This is a genomic window from Vulcanococcus sp. DEBay_Sum22DG08_74, from assembly GCF_017852955.1.
GTDB lineage: Bacteria > Cyanobacteriota > Cyanobacteriia > PCC-6307 > Cyanobiaceae > Vulcanococcus.
The window spans coordinates 1-21910 of the sequence record NZ_JAFMKL010000005.1; the positions used below are offsets into that span (position 1 = coordinate 1).

Genomic DNA, 21910 nt, shown 5'->3' on the forward strand with positions numbered 1-21910 from the left:
GGAGGGGGTGGGATTCGAACCCACGGAAGCTTTCACTTCGCTGGTTTTCAAGACCAGAGCCATCAACCACTCGACCACCCCTCCAGGGACGACCTTGGGTCCTCCTCATTGTTCCATGGCCCCGCTCAACTCGCTGGTCTCAGGGCTGAGATGGCTGAGACGGATTGGCATGGTTGGTTTAGAGCGCGGCGACCGAGAGGTCGTCTGATCCATGGCCGTTCTGTCCACCAACCTGCTGGCCGTGCGCACCCGTGAGCTGGCCGACATGATTGAGACCCTGCCGGTCAGTCTCAGCCCGGATCACCAGTACGAGCGTTGCTGCGAGTTGCTTGAGCAGGTCGCCGTCGCCCTGGACCTGCTGTCGGCTGCGACTCCTGGCTGAGGGGCTCAGGCCTCGAAGCCGAAGCTTTGGCGCTGCCTGGGGTTCAGCAATTGTTTGGTGACGTGTTTTTGGGCGTGCATCATCTCGGCCATCTGCTTGGCGAGGTGCTTGAGCAGCTCGAGGTCGTCCATCGCATCGATCGAGCGCTTGATCCGCTCGAGTTCGAAGTTGGATTCCAGGGACAGAGAAGTGGGGGCTGTCACGCGGATCAAACTGTGTGAACGAATGTTAAGTAGCGCAGTGGCTTGCTGTGGCTGCCACAAAAAAGCCGCCCCCCAGCAGGAGGCGGCTCTAGGCGCTGGTGAGCGCCTAGTTCTCAGGTTTGGCCAGCGGCAGCAGGCACTTATCGGAGTCGCAGCCCGCGGGACCGGCCTCCATCAGTTCGCCACCGTCGTAGCGCTGCAGGGCTTCGAAGAAGTCGTTGGTGCTGCGGCGGCTGACCACGGCGGCCTGGAGTTCTTCGTAGGTGTCCTGGTTGATCGGCTCAAAGGGCAGACGCGGGAAGGTGGCGTTGGCGTCGAAGCGGGCCAGCAGCGCGGCTGAGATGTAGCCCTGGCCGTTGTCGATCGCGCCGTGGATCGCATCGGTCAGCGGTTCGATCTCGTTCTCGCGGAACTCCACCGTCGCTGAGGTGTTGTGGGCGGTGTAGTGCTGCTGCACCTGCATGTAGAAGTCGAACTGGGCCATGGCCGAGAAGTTGTTGATCTCGACGGCATCGGCGCCGGGGATGTTGGCCCAGCTCACCTCGGTGGGGATTTCCACCAGCCATTCGGTGCAGCGGGGATCGAAGGCGTCATCGAGCAGGCGACCCTCTTCGTCCTTGTCGGACTGGGACGGAACGATCGAGTAGCCGTAGTCCATGCAGGCCAGGGCGACCGGGTCGTTCTTGCGGAAGGTGATCCGGCGGATGAAGCGCTGGGCCTTGGGGGGGTGCCAGCCGGGGGAGGCACCGGTGAGCAGGCTCTTGGTGCCGGCGGGCTGGACCGTGGTGCAGCGGTTGGGACGGCGCAGGCCGTGGCGATCGCAGTAGTCCCAAACGGCCTTGTTGACGATCTCTTTCCAACGGCTGAGGTACTCCGCTTCCTTGGCCTTGAAGGCCCGGCCTTCCTCGCTGTCCGGGCGACCGGCTTCCCACCAGGTCAGCCAGGGGGTGCCGAAGGCATGCACGAAGAAGTCGAACAGGCCGGTGAAGCTCACGCCAACGATCGGATCCCAGGCGCGGCTTTGGCGGTAGCGCTCCACCTCAAAGCGGTGGTTGAGCAGGCAGGCCACGGCCAGGCCGCCGGCGGTGAAGGCTTCTTCCTGGGCCACCAGATCGTCGGGGTCGATCCGGTTGAGGTGAATCTCAGCGAGGTTGCAGTGGAAGTCGGCGCCCAGGATCTCGCCGCAGGGGTTCAGGCCGTAGCGCCCCAGGCGATGCTCGAGCTCTTCGGCGCTGATCTCGGGGTGGTTGGTGGTCAGCCAGCGGGCGGCCTCTTCCCGGCCTTGATCGCAGTAGACGTCGATGAACTCCTTGCGCAGCTCAGGGGTGGAGAGCAGGTCGGCGTTGGAGCGGGCGATGGCCTCAGGGGCGAACTGAATCGCACCTTCGCCGGAGTGGAACTGCTTGGTCACCGCCTCAAGAACGGTCTGGCGGTCCGGCCGGGTGTGGAAGACCCGGGTGTGGTTCGCCATGCGCAGGGCATCGCGCTCGGGGTCGATGCGCCAGTTGCCATCGCTGTCCTGCTGCCAGAGGTTGTCCTTGGCGTTTGAGGCGGCGCTGTCATCAGCGCTGAACTGGCGCATGCCGGCGCTGCGGCGGATGTTGCCCGCGACGATGGTGACCGCGGCCTCGTCAATCAGCAGGCAGCACTCGACCGAGGTGAGTCGACGGCCCTGGGCCTTGTTCAGGATTTGGGCAACGCGGCCGTAGAGGTCCTTGAGCTTGACCGGGTTGGCCATGCCGCCGAAGCCCTTCAGGGTTTCGCCGACGGGCCGCACGTCGGAGAGGTCAACGCTGACTTCGATCGGGGTGTTGGCATCGAAGCGCTCGTCGCTGCAGAGCTCGAGCAGGAGCTGATAGCTGTCGACCCAACCGCGTCGGGTGTCGCCAACCTTGACCTGAACGGTCTGACCGTTGATCTGGTGGGTCGTGTTGTCTTGGCGCTGGCCGGCCGGTGTGACACCGATGTCGCTGACGCCCGTCACCTTGATGGTGTTGCGGACGGCGGGGAGGCGATCAATCAGGTGGGGCTCAATGATGGCGCCGGTGCCGCAGCCCATCATCGCCAGGTCCATCATCAGACCGAAGGCTTCCCAATCCACCAGGTTGGTGGAGGTGCAGTTGTAGGAACCGGAGAAGTTGTTCTCCTGTTCAATCCAGGGAGTACCGCCGATCCACAGCCAGCGTCCGGAAGGCAGAGCTTTTTGCTCCTGCTGCATCCGGCGCAGCAGGGCGACTTCCTGATCATTGAGGTTGCCGAGTTTGCGCAGGCCAGAGAGGTTGCGCTCGGCTACTTCGTTCCAGCTCTCGCGGCCGCTCGGTGTTTTGCGGCTGTAGGTCCGGTAGAAGACGGGGTTGGCCGCCGGCGCAGTGGCCGGAAAGTCAGGTCTGGGGCTGTTCAGGGCGCTGGTGCTGCTTGCCGCACTGGCTCCAGGAACTGACACGGTCACGGGCGTCGATCTCTAAGCGTGCCGGCACCCTAACGCCACTGGTGGGGTCTGCAAGCAGCCGTTGCCACCAGTGGCGGTGCATCCCCCTCTGTGCCGTTCTGTGGCCTTTGTGGGACAGGGATGTGGCAAATCTGGAATTTTCGCCAGATTGCAGATTCCAGTCCCCATTGGCCTGATGCGCTGCCGCCGCTCCCCCTGGTGGATGACCCTGGTGATCGGGGTGCTTGTGGTGCTCCAGTCCTGGTTGCCGGCCCAGGCCGTCACCGGTAGGACCCGGGCGCTGCTGTTTGAGCCCAACGCCCGGCTGATTCCGATTGAGCAGCAACCCTTTTATGGGGAGCTGCTCCGAGATGCCGGCTCCTGGTCTGATGTGGTGCTGGGTCAGGTCGTGGGCAGCAGTCCGAGAGCGACCCTGCTCAATTTCTATGCGGTCATGGCCGAGGTGGGGGACCGCGCCGACCGCCTTGGTCGCTACAGCGCTCTGGTGGAGGCACGCCGCGATGGGGAGGACCGGCAGGAGCAGATCGATGACACCAACCTGCTGTTTGATCTGGCGGTGAGGGCCCTGGATGCCTCCGTCTTCCCCCAAAGCGTGCGGGGTGGCATGGCGGATGAGGCCGCCATCCAGCTGAAGCATGTTCTGGATTACGTCTTCACCCACAGCGTTGAACCCATCTCCATTCCGGACTCCGCAGGGATGAAGGCGCTGAACGATCAGCGGACCAAGCCGGTGGATGCCTGGCGCATCCCAGGTACGGCGATCACGTTGACCTCAGATCTTGTTGGCGATCCTGAGAACAACCTCTACGTCTTTTCCGCCGACACGGTGAGACAAATCCACGCGATGTACGAGGAGATCAGGGACTATCCCCCGATTCAGCAGCCGTTTGCGACACCTCATTTTTATCACGACTTTATTCTGACTCCCGGTTACTTGGTGCCACCGGATTGGTATCTCCGTTTCCCCAGATCTTGGCGCTCCGTTTTTGAAATCCCTGTTCTTGACCAAACGCTCTTTCAGGTCGTTTGTGCCATTGCTGTCATCAGCATTTATCTCCTGGCCGCAGGCTGGTTGATACGCCTTCTGGTCGATAGCTATCGCGATCGTCCCCTGGTTGATTCCCTCCCCGCAAAGCCAGGGCCGAGGGTTCAGGACGGAATTGCTTGGCGCCGATTCTTCTTCATTCTGCCGGTGCTGCCGTTGACACGCCTGGCTGAATATCTCATTGACGATAAGGTCAACTTCACGGGATTGCCGCTCGTTGTTGTCACCTATGCCTTCTACGTGATCTGGTTTGTCACCGCGGGATTGGTGGTCTTTTTGTTCTTTGAGGCGCTCGGACGAACCGGCTCGGAATTCTTGACCCGGGTGCGCGGCTCTGGCTCGGAGTGGCGGCTGCAGCGGGTCTCCAGTTTCTTGATGCCCCTCTGCCGGGCACTGGGTGGCTTAATCGCGGTAGCCATCTTCTATCGACTGTTGATCCTGCTGGGCTTGCCGGCCAGCACGGTGTTGGCCTTTTCGGCCGTTCCCGGTCTGGCGATTGGTTTGGGCGCTTCCAAGTTGCTGGGCAACCTGTTTGCTGGTCTTTCGATTCAGACCGACCGGCCCCTGCGGGTCGGTGAGTTCTGCCGGGTTGGCGACAGCCTTGGCTACATCACCAAGATCGGTTTGCGCTCGCTTGAGCTGCAAACCCTCGAGAGCCGGGTCACGATTCCGAACTCCATCGCCGATGAGGCGACCATCGTCAATTACTCCAGGAGGAGCCATCGGCCGGACCGACGGCCAATGCAATCGCTGGAGCTGCGGTTGGATCTCGATGGGGCTTTCTCTCCTTATCAACTCGAGGAGGTCTTGCATCAAACCCGTCGCTCCCTTGAGGCGCGCCAGGACCTGCATCACCCCTTGGTCACCCTGGAGCGCAGTGCAGATGGTGCGGCCCAGTCCCTGGTGGTGGTGGCCATGGTCGAGCTGCATGGCTGGCCCGCCTACCTGCGCCTGCGGGATCACCTGCTTCTCCAGCTGGAGGAACTGATCGAGCGGGCTCAGTTGTCGGAGATTGCCCTGGGGATTGCCTATGGCACGACGCCTGAGCAACTCCAACGGGTTCCGGCGTTAATGCAGAAGGCTGTCGAGGTGGATTCTGAACTGCGCTTCCTGGCCTGCCGGCTGGAGCGCATTGCCGCCTTCAGCTACGACCACGTTCTGGAGTTCAGCTCCCTCCACAGCGAGCACGATGCTTTCGAGGACAGCCTTCATGAGCTGAACCGCAGGATTATCGAAACCCTGGCGGCCGAGGGGATTGAGATCCCCTTCCCGACCCAAACCCTGATGCTCAACCCTTCCGATGCAGCGCACCCCTGAACCGGAATTGATGGATGCCCCCGAGCAGGCATCCGCCTACGCCGCTGCGGATTTCAGTGCTGGGGATCAGGCCCTGATCGAGCGGATCCAGGCGTTGTTCCCAAGCGGTCTGGGCCCGCGCGTTCTGGATCTGGGTTGCGGTCCGGGCAACATCAGCTTCCGCCTGGCCCGAGCGGATTCCGCGGCGGAGGTGATCGGTCTGGATGGGGCTCCGGCGATGCTCCAGCTCGCGCAGCAGAGTCTGGAGAAGGAGCCGGCTCTCGCCAAGCGGCTCTCGTTTGTTTGTCTCTGTCTGCCTTCGCTGGCCCTGCCCAAGGGCTGCAGTGGCTTGGTGAGCAACAGCCTGCTCCATCATCTGCACGACCCGCTGGTGCTCTGGCAGGCCATTGCCCAGGCCGCTGCCCCGGGTGCACGGGTCTATGTCAAGGATCTGCGGCGCCCCCCCAGTCCGGAGGCCGCAGAGCAGTTGCGTCAGCGCTACCTCGCCGATGCCCCGGCGGTGCTGCAGCACGACTACCTGGCGTCCCTGCATGCGGCCTTCACCGCCGCTGAGGTGGAGCAGCAACTGCACCGCTGCGGCCTGGACCAGCTGCAGGTGGCGGAGGTGGACGACCGTTACCTCGAGATCTGGGGGCAACTGCCGTGAGCTCACCTGTCAGGCTGGCGCCATGACCAGCAGCAGCGTGAGCACCACCCCCGAGCTCGAGGCCCTGGCGGAGGCCGTCTCTCGCCGCCGCAACTTCGCGATTATTTCCCACCCCGACGCGGGTAAGACCACCCTGACCGAGAAGTTGCTCCTTTACGGGGGTGCGATTCAACAGGCCGGTGCCGTGAAGGCCAAGGGGGAGCAGCGCAAGGTCACCTCCGACTGGATGGAGCTGGAGAAACAGCGGGGAATCTCGATCACCTCAACCGTGCTGCAGTTCGACTACAGCGGCAGCACGATCAACCTGCTGGATACCCCCGGCCACCAGGACTTCTCGGAGGACACCTACCGGACCCTGGCCGCTGCGGACAACGCGGTGATGTTGGAGGACGCGGCCAAGGGCCTCGAGCCCCAGACCCGCAAGTTGTTTGAGGTCTGCCGGATGCGTCGCATCCCGATCTTCACCTTCATCAACAAGATGGATCGCCCGGGCCGTGAGCCCCTGGAGCTGCTGGATGAGATCGAGCAGGATCTCGGCCTGGCCTGTTGGCCAGTGAATTGGCCGATTGGCAGTGGCGACCGCTTCCGGGGCGTGATCGATCGCCGCAGCAAGGAGGTGATCCTGTTTCAGCGGGCCGAGCGGGGCCGGGCCTCAGAAGAAAAGGTCCTCAGCGTCGATGAGGCCCGCGGCACTGGCGCGGTGGAAGACGAGCTGCTCGATGCGGCCCTGGAGGAACTGGAGCTGCTGGAGGCCGCTGGCAACGAACTGGATTTGGAGTTGGTCCATGCCGGCGAGCTCAGCCCTGTCTTCTTTGGCTCGGCCATGACCAACTTCGGGGTGCGTCCCTTCCTGGATGCCTTCCTGGAGCTGGCCCAGAAACCCACCCCCCGCTCCAGCAGCGCCGGTGAGATTGAACCGGTGCGCCCCGGGTTCAGCGGTTTCGTCTTCAAATTGCAGGCCAACATGGACCCCCGCCACCGCGACCGGGTCGCTTTTGTGCGGGTCTGCAGCGGCAAGTTTGAGAAGGACATGACGGTGCAGCACGCCCGCACCGGCAAGGCCATCCGTTTGTCCCGTCCCCAAAAACTGTTTGGACAGGACCGGGCTGTGGTGGAGGACGCCTACCCCGGTGACGTCATTGGTCTGAACAACCCGGGGATGTTCGCCATTGGCGACACCCTGTACCTCGGCTCCAAGGTCGAATACGAGGGGATTCCCTGCTTCAGCCCGGAGATCTTTGCCTGGCTGCGCAACCCCAACCCCTCGGCCTTCAAGAGCTTCCGCAAGGGGGTCAACGAGCTGCGGGAGGAGGGTGCCGTGCAGATCCTCTACGACACGGACCAGAGCAAGCGTGATCCGATCCTGGCGGCGGTGGGTCAACTCCAGCTGGAGGTGGTGCAGTACCGCCTGGAGAACGAGTACGGCGTGCAGACCCGCCTCGAGCCCCTGGGTTTCTCGGTGGCCCGCTGGGTCGTGGGCGGCTGGGCCGAGCTGGAGAAGGTCGGGCGGATCTTCAACTGCAAAACCGTCCGCGATGCCTGGGATCGTCCGGTGCTGCTGTTCAAGAACGACTGGAACCTCAATCAATTGGCGGAGGATCACCCGGACCTGGAGCTCAGCGCCGTCGCGCCCGTGGTGAGCGGTGTGGAGCCCATTGCGCTGTAGCCCCTCTGCAGGGCTCGCGGTTGCTTGTCTGGGAGCGCCAGAATCAGCTGCAACGAAATATCACAGGCTGATTGGCTGATGCCTGGTTCTCTTTGGCTGGTTCGCCCCAGGACCGATGGGGGCAACGATTACGTCAATTTTGTCCGTGGCGGCATGGGCATTGAGATGAGAGAAGGGAGTCACCTGCCGCCGCAGATGCCCCTGTTGAAACGTCGCTGTTGGCTTGAGCTCGATGAGGCTGCCCGCCAGCGCATCCTGCTGCTGCGCCAGCAAGGGTTCCAGTCCAGCGAGCCCCTGTTCTGACTACGCTCAGGAATGCAATCCTGCGGCGCGCGGTGGCATGAACCAGGGTCCTGATTCCTCCTCGACCGGTTCCCAGCCCAGTCCCTACGAGCGCCTGGGCATCGAGACCGGTGCGGGCTTTGAGGCGGTGCAGGCCGCCAAGCAGGCCAGGCTCGATGAGGTGGGTGAGAACCCCCAGGCCCGCGCCCAGATCGAGGCGGCCTACGACGCCGTACTGATGGATCGCCTGAAGGAGCGGCAGCAGGGCAAGGTCAGCTCCGCAGCTCTTAATGCTTCGGCCCGGGAGGCCAAGGCACCTCCAGCGGCTTCAGCCGCACGGCCCTCTCTGCCATCTCTGCCGAAACTCGCGGCACTGCCCAAGCCGTCCCTGCCGAAGCCTTCGCTGCCTGCGCTGGAGTTGGCCGAGGGTCAGCAGCGTTGGCTGCCCGTTGGTGGCTTCGCCCTGCTGACCCTGTTGCTGCTGCTCGCGCCGGCCTCCTCGGCCGAGCTGGTGCTGGCCCTTTCCACGTTGTTCAGCGTTGTGCTGCTGCAGCGACGCAGTCGGCGCCTGCTCCAGGCCGTCGGCTTCAGCATCCTGCTGCTGAGCCTGGGTCTTGGCATCGGTGCCTTACTGCTTCAACTGCTGGATCCGAGCTTGCCCCTGGGCCTTCCGCTCGATGCCCATCAGGTCCAGAGCCTGCCGGCCCTGCTGCTGCTGCTGCTGGGCGCCCTGCTGATCGCCTAGAGCTGCTTGCTGCCGGCCTGGTTCCAGCTGTGGCAGCGCAGGGTTCGGGCCGCTCCCCAGGGGATCTTGATGGCCCAGAAGCGGCAACAGCCGCTCTGGTTTGAGCTGTTCAGCGCAAAGTGACTGCAGTTCAGGCAGTGGGGAAACCAGGTCATCACCAGGGCCTGCAGTGCTTCCCCGTTACAGCTCCAGCTGGGGCCCGGTGGTGATCACCCCAGGACACTTTTTCAGCCGTTAGGCCGCAGGCGAAAGCTCGTCGATCAGCTCCTGCAGCTCGGCGGCCTTGATGTCATAGACCTCATTGCAGAAATGGCAGGTGAGTTCGGCCTTGCCGTCTTCGCTGAGCATCTGGGAGAGCTCATCGCGCCCCAGCAGTTTGAGGGCGTTGACGCTGCGCTTGCGGCTGCAGGGGCAGTGGAAGGTGATGTCCTGGCTGGCTTCGGCGTCCTCCAGCAGCTGGGGATCAAGGTCCGGAAAGATGTCCTGGAGCAGGGCCTCAAGGTTGCCTTCGCAGGCGGCCAGGCGGTCGCTGAAGTGCTCAATCTCGCGGCAACGCTCCTCCAAGAGCGCCACCAGGGCTGGCTCCCGCGCGGCCTTGGGCAGCACTTGCACCAACACCCCGCCGGCATGCCTTAAGCCGCTGCTGTCGATGCGCTCGCCCACGAAGACCGCCGAGGGGGTCTGCTCGGAGTGCAGCAGGTAGGAGGCCACGTCATCGCCGATGCCGCCGCTGACCAGCTCGACCGTTGAGCTGAACGGCTCCCCCTCGCCCAGGTCCCGAACCACGTGGAGGTACCCGGTGCCGGTGGCCTGTCTGAAGTCGAAGCTGTGGGCGCCATCGGCGCTGTCCAGCAGGTCGAGTTCGAGCTCGGGGGTCCCGACGTAGCCGCGCACGGTTCCATCGCGGCCGGCATCCACCATCAGTCCCTTGAGCGGGCCATCGGAGGAGATCCGCAGGTTGACTCGCCCGTGGGCGACCTTCATGGAGCTGGCCAGCAGCAGGCCGGCGGTCATTGCGCGTCCCAGCAGGGCGGTCGTCAAAAACGAGAGGTTGTGGCGGCGGCGGGCGTAGCGAACCGTGGTGCTGGTGCTGACAGCCACCAGGCGGATCCCTCCGCCTGCAGCCGTTGCGCGCACCAACCGATCCGACATGCCCTGCCCCTTGCTCGAGGCACTGTATTCAGCGGCCTCAGCAGGGGATGAGCGCGGGCTGGAGTTGCCCATCGATCAGGTTCCAGCGCTGTCCTGGTTCCGTCAGGGGCTCGAACAGTTCAGGCTCATGGGTGACGATCAGCACGATGCGCTCGCGGCTGAGCTGATCGATCAGCTCAATGATTTCCGAGCGCACGGACCAATCCAGTCCGGCGGTGGGTTCATCCATCAACAGCACCTTGGGGTCCCGCAGCAGCTGGACCGCCATGGCCAGGCGCCGCTGCTGTCCGCCGCTGAGTTCCTCCGGGGCCTGTTGGAAGGACAGGCCGCTAAGGCCGACCTGCTGCAGCACCGCCTCCGCCTTCTCGCTTGGCAGGCGCCGTTGCCCCAGTCGCAGTTCTTGGCCGACGGTGAGTCCGAGGAAATGGCGTTCGGGGAACTGAAAGACCAGGCCGCAGAGCCAACGGCGCTGGCGGGCATTGAGGGCTTTGCCGTGCCAGCGGATCTCCCCGTGGCTTGGATCGGCCAGTCCGCAGATCAACTCCAGCAGGGTGGACTTGCCGGAGCCACTGCGGCCGGCCACCAGCGCAATCCGCCCGGGCTCCAGGCCCATGCTGGCCCCCCGCAGGACAGGCTCCGGAGCCGTTGCGGCGTGGTAGCGGAGCGCGTCGAGCTCAAGCATCGCTGGCCGATGGCCGTCAGGTGCCCCCAGCATGTTTGATGGGAGCAAGCCCTGCTGCATCGCGCTGCAATGGAGATTCGTTTTCGAGAATTTGACCCCTTCAATTGCTGGCTGTGGTTGCGCTTCAGCAATCCCCCGGGCCAGGGGGAGCGGGGCTATATCGAGACCACCTTGGACAGTTGGTTCTTCTTGGGCAAGTTGGGTGGGTTCAACGCCGAGAACCTGCAGGTCCACGAGGAGGGCGCTGAGGTCAGCTGGATGGGCTACGACGCCGAGACGGCGGAGCGGGCCATGCCTGCACTGATGCACAACATGGGTGAAATCGAGTACCAGGGCTCCTGGGCTCGTTGCTGGGTGGATCTGGGCACCAGTGACGGCTTTGCCCTCGATGTCCTGATCAACACCCTGCGCCAGATCGATTCCGATGTGGTGCAGATCGAGGAGCTGCTTGTCGGTGGGGCCAATGAGGATTGGCCCGTGGAGGACCATCCCGAAAGCCTGTTCCCCGTCGGAGCCCCGGACGCGTAGTCCATGGCCCGGGAGCTGCGTCGGCTGTTGATTGCACCGGAGCGCCTGGCTTCGCAGATCGCGTTGACCCGTGAGGAGGAGCGCTATCTCACCCGCGTGCTGCGGTTCAGTGCCGGTGATCGCTTCGCCGTGGTCAACGGTCAGGGCGCGCTCTGGACGGCCGTGCTTCGGCAGTCCGCCTGCGCCGAGCTGGAGCAGAGCCTGGAGGCGCCCTTGGAGCAGCAGCCTGCACCGGCTCCCCAGCTGGTCTTGGCCGCTGCGGTGGTCAAGCGCGACTTTGAGGTGGTGCTGCGTATGGCCGTCGAGCTGGGGGTGGATCGCTTCATCCCGCTTCTCTGTGAGCGAACGGTCGTCCAGGGCAGCCTGCGGCTGGAGCGCTGGCGCAGCATTGCCGCTGAAGCGGCTGAGCAATGTGAACGGCTCTGGTCGCCGCGGATTGAGGAGCCGATGGACGTCCATCAGCTCCTGGGCCTGAGGGATTCAGCGGTTCCAGGGTTTTGGGCGACCACCCGTCAGCAAGAGCTGCCGCTGTTGGCTTCTGTGCTCGCCGATCAGCCCTTGGAGCGTCTCTCCAGCCTTTGGCTGGCCTGCGGCCCTGAGGGGGGCTGGTCCCCCAGCGAAGAACAGGCCGCCGAGGCGGCCGGATGGAAGCCCGTTGATCTGGGCCCTCGCATCCTGCGCAGCTCGACGGCCTGCGTGAGTGGCTTGAGCAGCCTGAGTAGTGCCCGCGTTGCGCGCTGCGGCAGCTAGCTCAGGGCCTCAGCCTTACTTCTTGCCAAACATGCCGCTGGCCATGCTGCGGAAGCCGGCGAGGTTGGCGCCACCGCGGCGGCGACGCATCGGCAGGGCGCCGCCGGCGGTCACACACTCGGGGGCGAAGGTGGCGTCGGTCTTGGCGGGAAGAGCGGCTTGCTCCGCGGCTAATTCAGCGGCGATCGCTTCAGCGGTGGTTTGCACCGAACCGGTCGCTGCAGGTGCGGTTTCAGCAGGTGCAGCGGCGGCGCTTGCCTTGAGTGCAACGGCAGCCTTGGCCTCGACAGGAGCCTTGGCCTTGGCAGGCTTCTCGGCAATGGGGGCCACAGTCACCGACTGTTCAGCTGCCTTCTCATCGAGGTTGAGGAAGAAGCTGCCTTTGCGGTTGAACACCATGGCGCCGGTAATAGACCGTTTGCAGGATTATCCGCTGCTGCCGGTGCTTCTGAACAGCGGCCGTAGGGCAGTGCAACAGAAGTTCCAGCTGCTGTGTTCTTCTGGAGCCAGTCGCTGATTCCAGGGATGCTCGATCTGCAGATCTTGCTCAGCCCAGAGCGCTTGCAGCACTGGCTGGCCGCCCTGGTGATTAATGGTGTGCTGATTGCCGCCGCCCAGCGGCTTCCCCTGTTGACGCGCTCCGGCTGGGTCCACGCGGGGATCCTCGGCACCCTGCTCCTCGGCAGCCTGGACTGGCCCGGTTGGTTGGCCGTGGCGCTTTACCTAGCCCTCGGCTCGCTGGTGACCCGTCTGGGCTACCGGCGTAAGCAGGAGCAGGGCTTGGCCGAGGGGCGAGGCGGCCGGCGCGGGCCTGAGAACGTCTGGGGATCGGCGGCGACTGGGGCCGCGTTGGCGGTGCTCAGCGTCTGGCCGATGGCGCCGGTGATCCTGCTCAAGATCGGCTTTGCCGCGAGCTTTGCCGCCAAGTTGGGCGACACCTGCGGCAGTGAGATCGGCAAGCGTTGGGGACGCCACACCGTTTCGATCACGAACTTCCAGCCCGTTCCCCCCGGCACCGAGGGAGCCATCAGCCTGGAGGGCACCGCCGCCAGTGCGGCGGGCAGCGCCTTGATGGCCCTGGTGATGCTCCAGTTGGGGTTGATTCAGGGCGGGCCGACCTGGTTGTTGGTGGCCCTGGTGGGGCTGGCGGCGACCTTGATGGAGAGCCTGATCGGCGCCACGGTCCAGGACCGCTTCCCCTGGCTGAGCAATGAGCTGGTCAATGCCCTGCAGACCCTGATTGCGGCCCTGCTGGCCATGGGGCTGGCGCTGCGCTTCGCCCTGGCCTAGCTCGCGCCCACCAGTTGCTGACGGACGATGCCGCAGGCCTGCTGGTAGCGCCGCTGGGCGGCACGGGCACTAATCCCTGCCATGGCGCCCAGGTCCTGCCAGGTCCGCTGCTGCAGTACCCGGGCTAGCACCAGTCGCCGTTGACTGGCCTGCAGGGTTTTCAGTCCCCTCCAGAGCTGACGGCGCAGTTCGCAGCGCTCGAGCCAGCCGTACTGACCTGGTGCCTGTTGATCGCTGAGTTGCTCCACCAGGGGGGTCTCGGGATCTGACCCGCCACCGGGTTGATCCAGGCTGGCCACCCGCAGGCAGGTTTGCAGGGCCTGGGCTTCCTGCCAGCGCTGCTGGGAGCAGCCGAGGGCCCGGGCCAGGGCGCTGTCGTTCATCGGGCTGAGTCCCTGCTGCTCGCGCCGGCGCTGCAGTGCTGCTCCCCGCTGCAGCAGCTCGATCACGCTGCGGGCGCCGCTGAAGACGCGGCAGCGGTCCCTGAGGTAGTGACGCATGGCGCCGCGAATCCAGGGAACGGCGGCCGTACTCAGGGTGTTGCCCAGGCTTGGATCAAAGCGCTCGACCGCCTTGATCAGACCGTGGACTCCCTCTTGGGCCAGGTCTTCAAAGCTGTGGCCGCTGCGCTCGCTTTCCCGCCGGGCCACCTTCCAGACCAGGGGCAGGTTGGCGGCGACGACGGCGTTGCGGTGCGCGTGGTTGGGGTCCTTGAGATAACGGCTCAAGAGCCATTGCTGTTGGTCCTGGACTGCCATAGCGGATGCCTTGCTCTGCCCTCAGCCTCAACCGCTTGAACCGCTCGTTGGCTCACCCCCTCGGGGGTCTGATTCCCCTCAGTAGAGGGGGGTCCCGGCGCTGGTGGGCTGAAGGTCCGCCCAGCTCAAGAGCGGACTCCAGTGACGTACCCGCTCGTAGATCTGACGATGTCCCTCGCTGTTGAAGTGAATCCCATCGGGGCAGAGCCACTGCAGCCAGCTCGGATCCGCCAGCAGGGAGTCCAGTAGCGGCAGGAAGGGCAGATCGGCCTCCATGCAGGCCTCCTTCAGCAGCACTTCGTACTGGCGGACGTGCTCATTGCTGTACCAGAGCAGATCCGCGAAGGGCATCACGTGCTCGTCCACGGGCGTCAGTCCCAGCACCAGGACCGGTGCGGCCGCTTTGAGCTGGTTGAGAAGTTGTTGGAGGCCGAAGAGAAAGGCCTCCGGATCGAGTTGGTGGCGCCCGTCGCGGCGACCGATTCGCGCGGTGTCGTTGAGGCCGACGGAGAGCAGGATCCCCTGGGGCTGCTGACGCCTGAGTTCCCCGCGGCAAGCGAACTCGCTGGCCCAGCGCGCCGCCACCCGCTCGAGACCATCGCCGCGAACGCCGAGGGGATAGAGCACCGGTCCGCCGGGCAGCCCCATCCAGTGCCGCCTGAGGCGCTCGCACCAGCCACCCTCTTCGGGGTCCCCCCAGCCGTAGACGCCGCTGTCCCCAAGCACGATCAATTTGCGGGGAACGGCCAACAGCATGGAGTCGCTTACAGCAGGCGCCGCCGGGCGCGGTCGCTCAGATCTTCACCCACCAGGGTGAGGGCCGCATAGGCCACAAGCAACAGGGCGATCTGATCCCAGGCAAATGAGCTGAGGCTTTCCTGCAACTGGGTTCCAAGCCCGGTCCCCGCCATCAGACCGACCACCACGGTCTCCCGCAGGATCACATCGCTGCGGTAGGCGCCATAGGCCAGATAGGAGCGCGCCAATGCACTGAAACGCCCGTAGAGCAGAGCCACCCGTGCCCCGACACCTTGGCCGTGTAAGGCGTCCTCGGCTGCGCCGCTGCAGGACTCTGCGCCCTCTAGCAACAGGCGACCCAAGATCCCGAGGTTGTGAAACCCCAAGGCCAGGGCTGCAGTCCAGATCCCCGGTTTGAAGACAAACAGCAGCAACAGTGCCGTGAGCGGCGGTGGCCAGAGTCGCCCCAGGGCCCAGAGCAGCCTGAGCAGCGGCTGAGCCAGGCGCCACGGCGCGACCAGCAGGAGCAGCAGCGGAGCACCGCCGACGGCTAAGCAGGCCGAGAGGACCGTGAGCAGCAGGGTGTTGCCGATCAGTCGCCCCCAGGGAAGGGCGAGGGCCTCCTGCCAGTGCTGGGAATGCAGCGGCGGCAGCGGTTGCCAATGCAGTAGGGCCGCTGGCTCAATCCCCAGGCTGTGGCTGATCGCCAGCATCAGGGGGAGCAGAAGCCCAAGCAGAAGCAGGATCTCCCGGCCTTGGCGTCCCACGCCGGGCTGGGCTTGACCAAAGCGGTTGGCCAGTCCCCAGCGCTGCCGCAGGGCGCGGATCAGGCTCTCCAGGCTCAGCATCACCGCTAGCAGCAGCCAGAGGCCACTCCAGAGCTCGCGAAATTCCAAGGACTGCAGGGTGAGCAGCAGTTCGTTGCCCAGGCCCCCAAGACCAAACACCCCCAGCAGCGTGGCGCTGCGCAGGGCGCATTCGAGCCTGTAGCCGCCGTAGCTGACCACTCCAGGCAGGAGGGGCGGTCCCATGGCCGTCAGCAGGGCCGCCGGGCCAGCACTGCCGGCACTCAAGAGGGCCTTCAGGGTCTGATCGGGCAAGGCATCGAGTTGATCGCTGATCACCCGGGCCACCAGGGCGCCATAGGGAATCACGATCGCCAGCACCGCCACGGCGGGCTGCAGCCCCAGCACCTGCAGCAGCAGTAGACCCCAGATCAACTCATGGATCGAGCGGGGGATCGCCAGGAGTCGGCGCAGCAGCTCCGCAGGCAGCGCAGTGCCACTCAGGGTGCTCCAGACCAGCCGCGAGCTGGCCAGCCCCAGCAGCAGTCCCAGCATCAGGCTCAGGGACCAGCTCAACAGCGCCACACCGACCGTGACGCCCAGTCCCCTGAGCAGGGAGTCGACCACGACTGGATCGAGCGACGGGTGCAGGGCTGCCTCGGCGAAGGCGCCAATCAATTCCCAGCCGCCGCCATGGCAGAGCCCTGGCAGCACCAGGGCCAGGGGCAGGATCACCCCAGCGGGGATCAGGACCTGGAGTGGCGGCGCGATCTTCAAGGGGTCGTGCTTCCGGCGTAGAGACGCTGCAGGGCCTGCGGCTCGAGTTGCTCCGGCGCGCAATCAAACAGGATGCGTCCCTCCCGCAGACCCACCACGCGGCTAAATCCCGCCAGCAGGTCCGGCCTGTGCAGGCTCATCACCAGCGCCCGTGGCGCCGCGGTCTGCTCCAGCAGGAGCTGGAGCAACTCCCCTGCCAAGCGGGGATCAAGGCTGGAGAGGGGTTCATCGGCGAGCCAGAGCAGAGGGTCCTGACGCAGCAGCCGAGCGATGGCAACCCGTTGGCGTTGTCCGCCGGAGAGCTGTCCCACCGATTGCGCCAACAGAGCGGGATCGAGATCGAGTTGCCGCAGGGCGGCTGCGCAGGCCTCGGTTTCTATGGGAAGGACCAGGTTCAGCAGGGCCTTCGGCCAGCCCCACTGCGCGAGTCGGCCGCAGTTCAGGTTCTGTTGAACGCTGAGCTCCTCAATCAGGCGCAGGTCCTGCCAAAGCGTTCCGATCTGTCGCTGTTGGCGCCGTTTGATTCGGGGGCGCCTGGACAGGGCCTCCCCGGCCCAGAGCACTTGACCTTGATCGGCCTGGAGTAGGCCATTGGCGACGCCCAGCAGGGTGCTTTTGCCCGCCCCGCTGGGGCCGAGCAGCGCCAGTCGTTCACCGGCGTGAAGGCTGAGCTGAACCTGATCCAGCCTGGGCTGTTGGCGTCCCTTGACGCTCACCCCCCGCAATTCCAGGACGGGCGCATCCATCGGGGCCTTAGCTCTGGGTGAAGCGGAAGACCATCAAGGCCAGGATTAACCCCACCAGGGTGAGTTCGATGACGTCGGGGCCGCGTGGGTTCATCCCCGCCCCTCACGCTTTTCCAGTTTGGCCACTGAGGGCAGGCCGAAGACCAGAACGAGCAGGGGGATCTCCAGCCAGAGAACCCCATTGCTCAGCAGGATCACCGCCAGGTCAATGGCGGCAATAGAGCGCAGAAACAGGACCCAGACCTCGTCGCCGTCGCTGCAGCTGCGCTGCCAGAGCAGCAGGCCAGCCACCAGCAGCAGCAGGTCCGTCAGCAGGGTCGTGGACAATGCGGAGAGGACAGGTCTCCCCGCATTCTGCTCCTGGAATCAGCGGATCTTGCCGATCTGCCGGCCGACCTGCTCGATCTTGGCGTAATCGCTGGCCTTCGCCCCGATAAAGCGCTGGGCCCCGAAGAGCTCCAGGATGGCCTTCTGCTCAGGGTTGCTGCTGCGCCAGCTCAAGATCGCCTGACGCAGCTTCGTGCTGAAGCCTGCTCCGAAGCGCTGGTTCAGGTCGGACTGGGCGATCCAGTGGTAGTCCGGGTAACCGGGGGTGGTCCAGATCGCATAGACCTTGGCCTTGTTGGCTTTGCCGCTGGCCAGGTTGGCTTCCCAGACCAGTTTGTTCAGGGCGCCGGCGTCATAGGCGCCGCTTTGCACCAGGGCCACGGTGGCGTCATGGCTGCCGCTGAAACCGGGGGCTCCACCGGCGAACTGGCTGGGCTTCACCCCGGCCTGCGCCAGGAAGTACTGGGGCATCAGCCGCCCTGAGGTGGAGCTCTGCGATCCGAAGGTGACGCGCTTGCCCTTGAGCTCCTTCAGGCCGTTGATGCTGCCGATGGGCTTGAGCTGGCTCTTGCGGTTGGCGATGAAGACCGATTGGAATTTGGCGTCGATGTCGCGCTGGGCGATCACCTGGGAGCCGGGCTTTTGCAGCCGGGCCTGGACACCGGTCAGGCCGCCAAACCAGACCAGATCCAAATTGCCGGTGCGGAAGGCACTGACCGCCGCGGCGTAGTTCGTGACGGGGACATATTTGACGTCGACATTCAGCTGCTTGCTGAGTTCATTGGCCACCAATCCGTAGAGCCGGTTCAGCTTCTCGGGCTTCTGATCGGGGATGGCGCCAATGCGCAGCACCGGCTTGTTGGTCTGGGCGACGGCTGCGGGGGTGAAGGCACTGCTCAAGGGCAGAGGTGTGGCCACCGGCAGCAGCGCAAGCGAAACGCCCACGGCCGCGGCGGCCCAACGTTCTCGGCCTGTCAAGCGGATGGTCATCGCAGGAGGTGCAGAAGAACCTGCGATTTTGCCTTTAGAGCTGTTCGATGAAGCGCTGCAACCGTGTCAGTCCGTCCTGGATGGTCGCGTCCGACGCGGCGCAGGAGAGGCGAATGCAGTCGTTGTCACCAAAGGCGCCACCGGGCACCACCGCCAGGCCCTGCTCATCGAGCAGCCGCTCACAGAAGCGCATTGAGTCCAGGCCGGTGCTGCTGATGTTGGGGAAGGCGTAGAACGCCCCCTGGGGCGGCAGCAGTTGCACACCGGCGATGGCCTGGAGGCCATCGCTGAGCAGCTGACGGCGGTGGGTGAATTGAGCCGCCATGGTTTGGACGCACTCGCGCGAGCCGGTCAACGCCGCCAGGGCTCCGTACTGGGCAAAGGTGCAGACGTTGCTGGTGCTCTGGCTCTGCAGGGCGCTGGCGGCCTTGAGAACGCTGCTGTTGCCGGCCAGCCAGCCGATCCGCCAGCCGGTCATCGCCCAGCCCTTGGCGAAGCCATTGACGGTGAAGACCCGATCCGCCAGGTCTGGGGCGACCGCCGCGAAGCTGTGGTGGCTATGTCCGGGTGCCAGCAGAAATTCGTAGATCTCATCGCAGACCACCGCCACCTGGGGATGGCGCCGGAGGACTGCGGCGATCGCCTCCAGGTCACTGCGGCTGAGCACCGCACCGGTGGGGTTGCCCGGGCTATTGAGCACGAGCAACTTGCTGGCCGGCGTGATCGCCGCCTCCAGCCGTTCGGGGTCGAGCCGGAATCCTTCTGTGGCTGAGCTGGGGATCAAGCGCACTGAGGCGCCAGCTAACCGCGCAATCTCCGGGTAGCTCAGCCAGTAGGGCGCAGGGAGCAGCAGTTCATCACCGGGCTCCAGCAGCACCTGAAACAGGTTGTAGAGGGCCTGTTTGCCGCCGTTGGTGACCAGCACCTGATCCGCGCTGGTGGGGACCTGGTTCTCCTGGGTCAGCTTCTGGGCAATGGCTTCCCGCAGGGGCGGCTCACCGGCGGCCGGGCCGTAGCGGGTCAGGCCACTCTCGAGGGCCTGGGCCGCGGCCTGGCGGATGAAGGCTGGGGTATCAAAGTCCGGCTCACCTGCGCTCAGGCTGCAGATGTCGCGTCCCTCGGCCTTCAGGGCCTTGGCGCGGGCCGCGATGGCCAGCGTCAACGAGGGCTGCAGCGCTTCGGCCCGGGCGGAGAGTTTCAACGGGCGCGGCATTCGAGCAGCGACGTCAGGGGGGCACGCCTTGCGGCGAACCGGTGATGCTGTGCATCCTGCCGCATGCCGGGCCCCGAAACGATGTCTCCACTGACCTCTCCGACCGTTGGCCTGGTGTTGGCGGCGGATGACCCCGAGGCCTTGGCCCGTTTCTACGGCTCCGTCTGCCTCGCGCCGCTGCAGGCTGGCTTGAGTGCCAGCCACTGGCGGCTGCCCTTGCCCGGTTCGGGCTGGCTGGAGATCTACGCCCCCAGTCGCTCCAGACCACTCGCTCGCCAACGGGGACGTCTCGCCCTGGCGATCCAGCTCAGCGGCGGCGCATCCGGCCTTCAGGCTGCGGTCGAGCGGGCTCAGGCCCAGGGGGCCGCCCTGCTGGAGCCCCTGCGTCAGGAGCCCTTCGGTTGGGAGGCCTGGTTGAACGATCCCGAAGGCAACGCCCTGCTGCTGATTGCTAGAGAGACTCGCGAGTGATTGCGGGGCGATGACGGCCACCTCCCTTGAACAGGACCTGGCGTCCTTGGCGGAGAGCTGCGATGCCTGTCGCCTCTGCAAGTTGGGCTCCAGCCGCAGCCAGGTCGTGGTCAGCCGCGGCAATCCCCAGGCGCGCCTGATGGTCATCGGCGAGGGTCCTGGTGCTCAGGAGGATGAGCAGGGACAGCCCTTTGTCGGCCGCTCTGGCCAGCTGCTGGATCGCATGCTCGAGAGCGTGGGCATCGACAGCAATCGCGACGCCTACGTCTGCAACATCGTCAAGTGCCGGCCACCGGAGAACCGCAAGCCCACGGCCTTGGAGATGGCCTCGTGCAAGCCCTGGTTGGATCGTCAGATCGCCCTGGTGGATCCCGCGGTCATCCTGTTGGCTGGGGCCACGGCCGTGGAGGGCCTACTGGGCATCAAGGGCGGGATGACCAAGATTCGCGGTCAGTGGCGCCAATGGGAAGGCCGTTGGTTGATGCCCGTCTTCCACCCCTCGTACCTGCTGCGCAATCCCTCCAAGGAGCGCGGTGCCCCGAAGTGGCTCACCTGGCAGGACCTGCAGGATGTGCAGCGCCGCCTGGCCCAATTGGACGCTCCGTTGTGACAGGCTTGCCCCAACCGGCCTGCCCAACGCTGCTGCCATGACTGCCTCTCTCACCGCAACGCCCGAGGCGGGGCAGCTGTCCTCCCGTTACGACACGGTGATCCGCCGCCGCCAGACCCGCAGCGTTCGGGTGGGCGACCTCTGGATCGGCAGCGAGCACCCCGTGGTGGTGCAGTCGATGATCAACGAGGACACCCTCGACATCGAGGGGGCCACCGCTGGGATCCGTCGCTTGCATGAGGCGGGCTGCGAGATCGTTCGCGTCACCGTTCCGTCCTTGGCCCACGCCAAGGCGATGGGGGAGATCCGCAAGCGCCTGGAAGACACCTATCAGCCCGTTCCCCTGGTGGCTGATGTGCACCACAACGGCATGAAGATCGCCCTGGAAGTGGCGAACCATGTCGACAAGGTCCGGATCAACCCGGGCTTGTTTGTCTTTGACAAGCCGGATCCGAATCGGACCGAGTTCACCCCCGAAGAGATCGCCCAGATCGGTGATCGCATCACCGAGACCTTTGAACCCCTGGTCAGCCTCCTGAAGGCCCAGGACAAGGCCCTGCGCATTGGCGTCAACCACGGCTCCCTGGCGGAGCGGATGCTGTTCACCTACGGCGACACCCCCCTGGGGATGGTGGAGAGCGCCCTGGAGTTCATCCGCATCTGCGACCGCCTCGACTTCCACAACATCGTGGTCTCGATGAAGGCTTCGCGGGCTCCAGTGATGCTGGCCGCCTACCGGATGATGGCCGACCGGATGGATGCCGAGGGCTTCAACTACCCCCTGCACCTCGGGGTGACAGAAGCCGGTGACGGTGATTACGGCCGGATCAAGAGCACCGCTGGCATTGCCACCCTGTTGGCCGATGGCCTGGGAGACACGATCCGGGTGTCGCTGACCGAGGCACCGGAGAAGGAAATCCCTGTCTGCTACTCGATCCTGCAGTCCCTGGGTCTGCGCAAGACCATGGTCGAGTACGTCAGCTGCCCCAGCTGCGGACGCACGTTGTTCAACCTGGAGGACGTGCTCAACAAGGTGCGCAACGCCACCTCCCACCTCACGGGTCTCGACATCGCTGTGATGGGCTGCATTGTCAACGGCCCCGGTGAGATGGCCGATGCCGATTACGGCTACGTCGGTAAAACCCCCGGTGTGATTTCGCTCTACCGCGGCCGCGACGAGATCCGCCGGGTTCCAGAGGCCGAGGGCGTGGAGGCTTTGATTGCCTTGATCAAGGACGACGGCCGTTGGGTCGATCCCTGAGGCCCTACGGCTAACCCTTAGATATCTCCGGTTTTCACGCCAACTGAGGTGTGTGAATTGCAGCTACGTTGAAGCAATCTCCCGGCCTCAGGAGCGC

The 21910-nt window shown here is 65.1% G+C and carries 25 protein-coding genes and 1 tRNA gene; 12 read left to right on the forward strand and 14 right to left on the reverse strand.

From position 1 onward, the window contains the following. Nucleotides 1–84, reverse strand: a tRNA-Ser gene (locus QZ184_RS01520). A 127-nt stretch (nt 85–211) separates the two neighbouring features. Between QZ184_RS01520 and QZ184_RS01525 the strand changes: the two genes are divergently transcribed. After that, nucleotides 212–382 (forward strand): hypothetical protein, encoded by a 171-nt coding sequence (locus QZ184_RS01525; RefSeq protein WP_010317547.1) that lies wholly within the window; start codon nt 212–214, stop codon nt 380–382. 5 nt (nt 383–387) lie between these two features. On the opposite strand, the gene QZ184_RS01530 is transcribed toward QZ184_RS01525, so the two are convergent. Beyond that, entirely contained in the window at nt 388–585 is a 198-nt protein-coding gene (locus tag QZ184_RS01530; RefSeq protein ID WP_010317545.1) for a hypothetical protein, read from the reverse strand. A 106-nt stretch (nt 586–691) separates the two neighbouring features. Next, a complete protein-coding gene (nrdJ, locus tag QZ184_RS01535) occupies nt 692–3028 on the reverse strand; it encodes a ribonucleoside-triphosphate reductase, adenosylcobalamin-dependent (RefSeq protein ID WP_296417864.1) in 2337 nt (778 codons plus the stop codon). A gap of 181 nt (nt 3029–3209) precedes the next feature. Here nrdJ and QZ184_RS01540 point away from each other — a divergent pair, with 181 nt between their 5' ends. The 5 genes from QZ184_RS01540 to QZ184_RS01560 all read left to right on the forward strand — a co-directional run bounded on the left by QZ184_RS01540 (nt 3210) and on the right by QZ184_RS01560 (nt 8735). Further along, a complete protein-coding gene (locus QZ184_RS01540) occupies nt 3210–5396 on the forward strand; it encodes a mechanosensitive ion channel domain-containing protein (RefSeq protein ID WP_296417818.1) in 2187 nt (728 codons plus the stop codon). Next, nucleotides 5380–6042, forward strand: a complete 663-nt coding sequence (locus QZ184_RS01545; RefSeq protein ID WP_296416532.1) for a class I SAM-dependent methyltransferase — start codon at nt 5380–5382, stop codon at nt 6040–6042. The genes QZ184_RS01540 and QZ184_RS01545 overlap by 17 nt, the downstream gene beginning before the upstream one ends. 22 nt (nt 6043–6064) lie before the next feature. Then, a complete protein-coding gene (locus QZ184_RS01550) occupies nt 6065–7708 on the forward strand; it encodes a peptide chain release factor 3 (protein ID WP_247478799.1) in 1644 nt (547 codons plus the stop codon). Between the two features lie 78 nt (nt 7709–7786). Further along, complete coding sequence (locus tag QZ184_RS01555) at nt 7787–8011, forward strand: hypothetical protein (RefSeq protein WP_247478797.1); 225 nt, start codon at nt 7787–7789, stop codon at nt 8009–8011. A gap of 37 nt (nt 8012–8048) precedes the next feature. Continuing rightward, a complete protein-coding gene (locus QZ184_RS01560; RefSeq protein ID WP_296417821.1) occupies nt 8049–8735 on the forward strand; it encodes a CPP1-like family protein in 687 nt (228 codons plus the stop codon). On the opposite strand, the gene QZ184_RS01565 is transcribed toward QZ184_RS01560, so the two are convergent. From QZ184_RS01565 to QZ184_RS01575, 3 genes are all read right to left on the reverse strand, one after another. Next, a complete protein-coding gene (locus tag QZ184_RS01565; RefSeq protein ID WP_296417823.1) occupies nt 8732–8890 on the reverse strand; it encodes a hypothetical protein in 159 nt (52 codons plus the stop codon). The two genes, QZ184_RS01560 and QZ184_RS01565, sit on opposite strands and share 4 nt — an antisense overlap. Before the next feature lie 79 nt (nt 8891–8969). Then, nucleotides 8970–9887, reverse strand: coding sequence for an Hsp33 family molecular chaperone HslO (gene hslO / locus QZ184_RS01570; RefSeq protein WP_010317531.1), 918 nt, complete (start codon nt 9885–9887; stop codon nt 8970–8972). A gap of 37 nt (nt 9888–9924) precedes the next feature. After that, entirely contained in the window at nt 9925–10569 is a 645-nt protein-coding gene (locus QZ184_RS01575; RefSeq protein ID WP_043706045.1) for an ABC transporter ATP-binding protein, read from the reverse strand. Nucleotides 10570–10638: 69 nt separating this feature from the next. Here QZ184_RS01575 and QZ184_RS01580 point away from each other — a divergent pair, with 69 nt between their 5' ends. Further along, entirely contained in the window at nt 10639–11097 is a 459-nt protein-coding gene (locus QZ184_RS01580) for a DUF3531 family protein (RefSeq protein ID WP_296417825.1), read from the forward strand. A 3-nt stretch (nt 11098–11100) separates the two neighbouring features. Further along, nucleotides 11101–11847, forward strand: a complete 747-nt coding sequence (locus tag QZ184_RS01585; RefSeq protein WP_247478789.1) for a 16S rRNA (uracil(1498)-N(3))-methyltransferase — start codon at nt 11101–11103, stop codon at nt 11845–11847. A gap of 15 nt (nt 11848–11862) precedes the next feature. On the opposite strand, the gene QZ184_RS01590 is transcribed toward QZ184_RS01585, so the two are convergent. Next, complete coding sequence (locus tag QZ184_RS01590) at nt 11863–12246, reverse strand: hypothetical protein (RefSeq protein ID WP_010317527.1); 384 nt, start codon at nt 12244–12246, stop codon at nt 11863–11865. Between the two features lie 126 nt (nt 12247–12372). Between QZ184_RS01590 and QZ184_RS01595 the strand changes: the two genes are divergently transcribed. Beyond that, nucleotides 12373–13137 carry a DUF92 domain-containing protein gene (locus tag QZ184_RS01595; protein WP_247479713.1) on the forward strand — a complete coding sequence of 255 codons (765 nt, stop codon included), beginning with the start codon at nt 12373–12375 and terminating at the stop codon, nt 13135–13137. On the opposite strand, the gene QZ184_RS01600 is transcribed toward QZ184_RS01595, so the two are convergent. From QZ184_RS01600 to QZ184_RS01630, 7 genes are all read right to left on the reverse strand, one after another. Next, on the reverse strand, nt 13134–13895 hold the full coding sequence (locus tag QZ184_RS01600) for a sigma-70 family RNA polymerase sigma factor (RefSeq protein ID WP_296417827.1): 762 nt from the start codon (nt 13893–13895) through the stop codon (nt 13134–13136). The two genes, QZ184_RS01595 and QZ184_RS01600, sit on opposite strands and share 4 nt — an antisense overlap. Nucleotides 13896–13973: 78 nt before the next feature. Further along, nucleotides 13974–14651: a GDSL-type esterase/lipase family protein gene (locus QZ184_RS01605; protein WP_296417829.1), complete on the reverse strand. Its 678-nt coding sequence runs from the start codon at nt 14649–14651 to the stop codon at nt 13974–13976. Between the two features lie 8 nt (nt 14652–14659). Next, a complete protein-coding gene (locus QZ184_RS01610; RefSeq protein ID WP_296417831.1) occupies nt 14660–16195 on the reverse strand; it encodes a phosphonate ABC transporter in 1536 nt (511 codons plus the stop codon). After that, on the reverse strand, nt 16192–16941 hold the full coding sequence (locus QZ184_RS01615) for an ATP-binding cassette domain-containing protein (protein ID WP_296416074.1): 750 nt from the start codon (nt 16939–16941) through the stop codon (nt 16192–16194). The genes QZ184_RS01610 and QZ184_RS01615 overlap by 4 nt, the downstream gene beginning before the upstream one ends. Before the next feature lie 90 nt (nt 16942–17031). Further along, nucleotides 17032–17268, reverse strand: a complete 237-nt coding sequence (locus QZ184_RS01620; RefSeq protein ID WP_010317515.1) for a hypothetical protein — start codon at nt 17266–17268, stop codon at nt 17032–17034. Nucleotides 17269–17307: 39 nt separating this feature from the next. Next, on the reverse strand, nt 17308–18258 hold the full coding sequence (locus QZ184_RS01625; RefSeq protein ID WP_296417832.1) for a putative selenate ABC transporter substrate-binding protein: 951 nt from the start codon (nt 18256–18258) through the stop codon (nt 17308–17310). A 34-nt stretch (nt 18259–18292) separates the two neighbouring features. Beyond that, nucleotides 18293–19471: a pyridoxal phosphate-dependent aminotransferase gene (locus QZ184_RS01630; RefSeq protein ID WP_296417834.1), complete on the reverse strand. Its 1179-nt coding sequence runs from the start codon at nt 19469–19471 to the stop codon at nt 18293–18295. 81 nt (nt 19472–19552) lie between these two features. Between QZ184_RS01630 and QZ184_RS01635 the strand changes: the two genes are divergently transcribed. The 3 genes from QZ184_RS01635 to ispG are packed head-to-tail and all read left to right on the forward strand — an operon-like array spanning nt 19553 to nt 21813. Next, nucleotides 19553–19942: a VOC family protein gene (locus QZ184_RS01635; RefSeq protein WP_296417836.1), complete on the forward strand. Its 390-nt coding sequence runs from the start codon at nt 19553–19555 to the stop codon at nt 19940–19942. A gap of 10 nt (nt 19943–19952) precedes the next feature. After that, the gene (locus QZ184_RS01640; protein WP_247478771.1) at nt 19953–20552 is read left to right on the forward strand and encodes a uracil-DNA glycosylase; all 600 of its coding nucleotides are present in this window, start codon (nt 19953–19955) and stop codon (nt 20550–20552) included. A 37-nt stretch (nt 20553–20589) separates the two neighbouring features. Then, a complete protein-coding gene (ispG, locus tag QZ184_RS01645) occupies nt 20590–21813 on the forward strand; it encodes a (E)-4-hydroxy-3-methylbut-2-enyl-diphosphate synthase (protein WP_010317506.1) in 1224 nt (407 codons plus the stop codon). Nucleotides 21814–21910 lie beyond the last annotated feature (97 nt).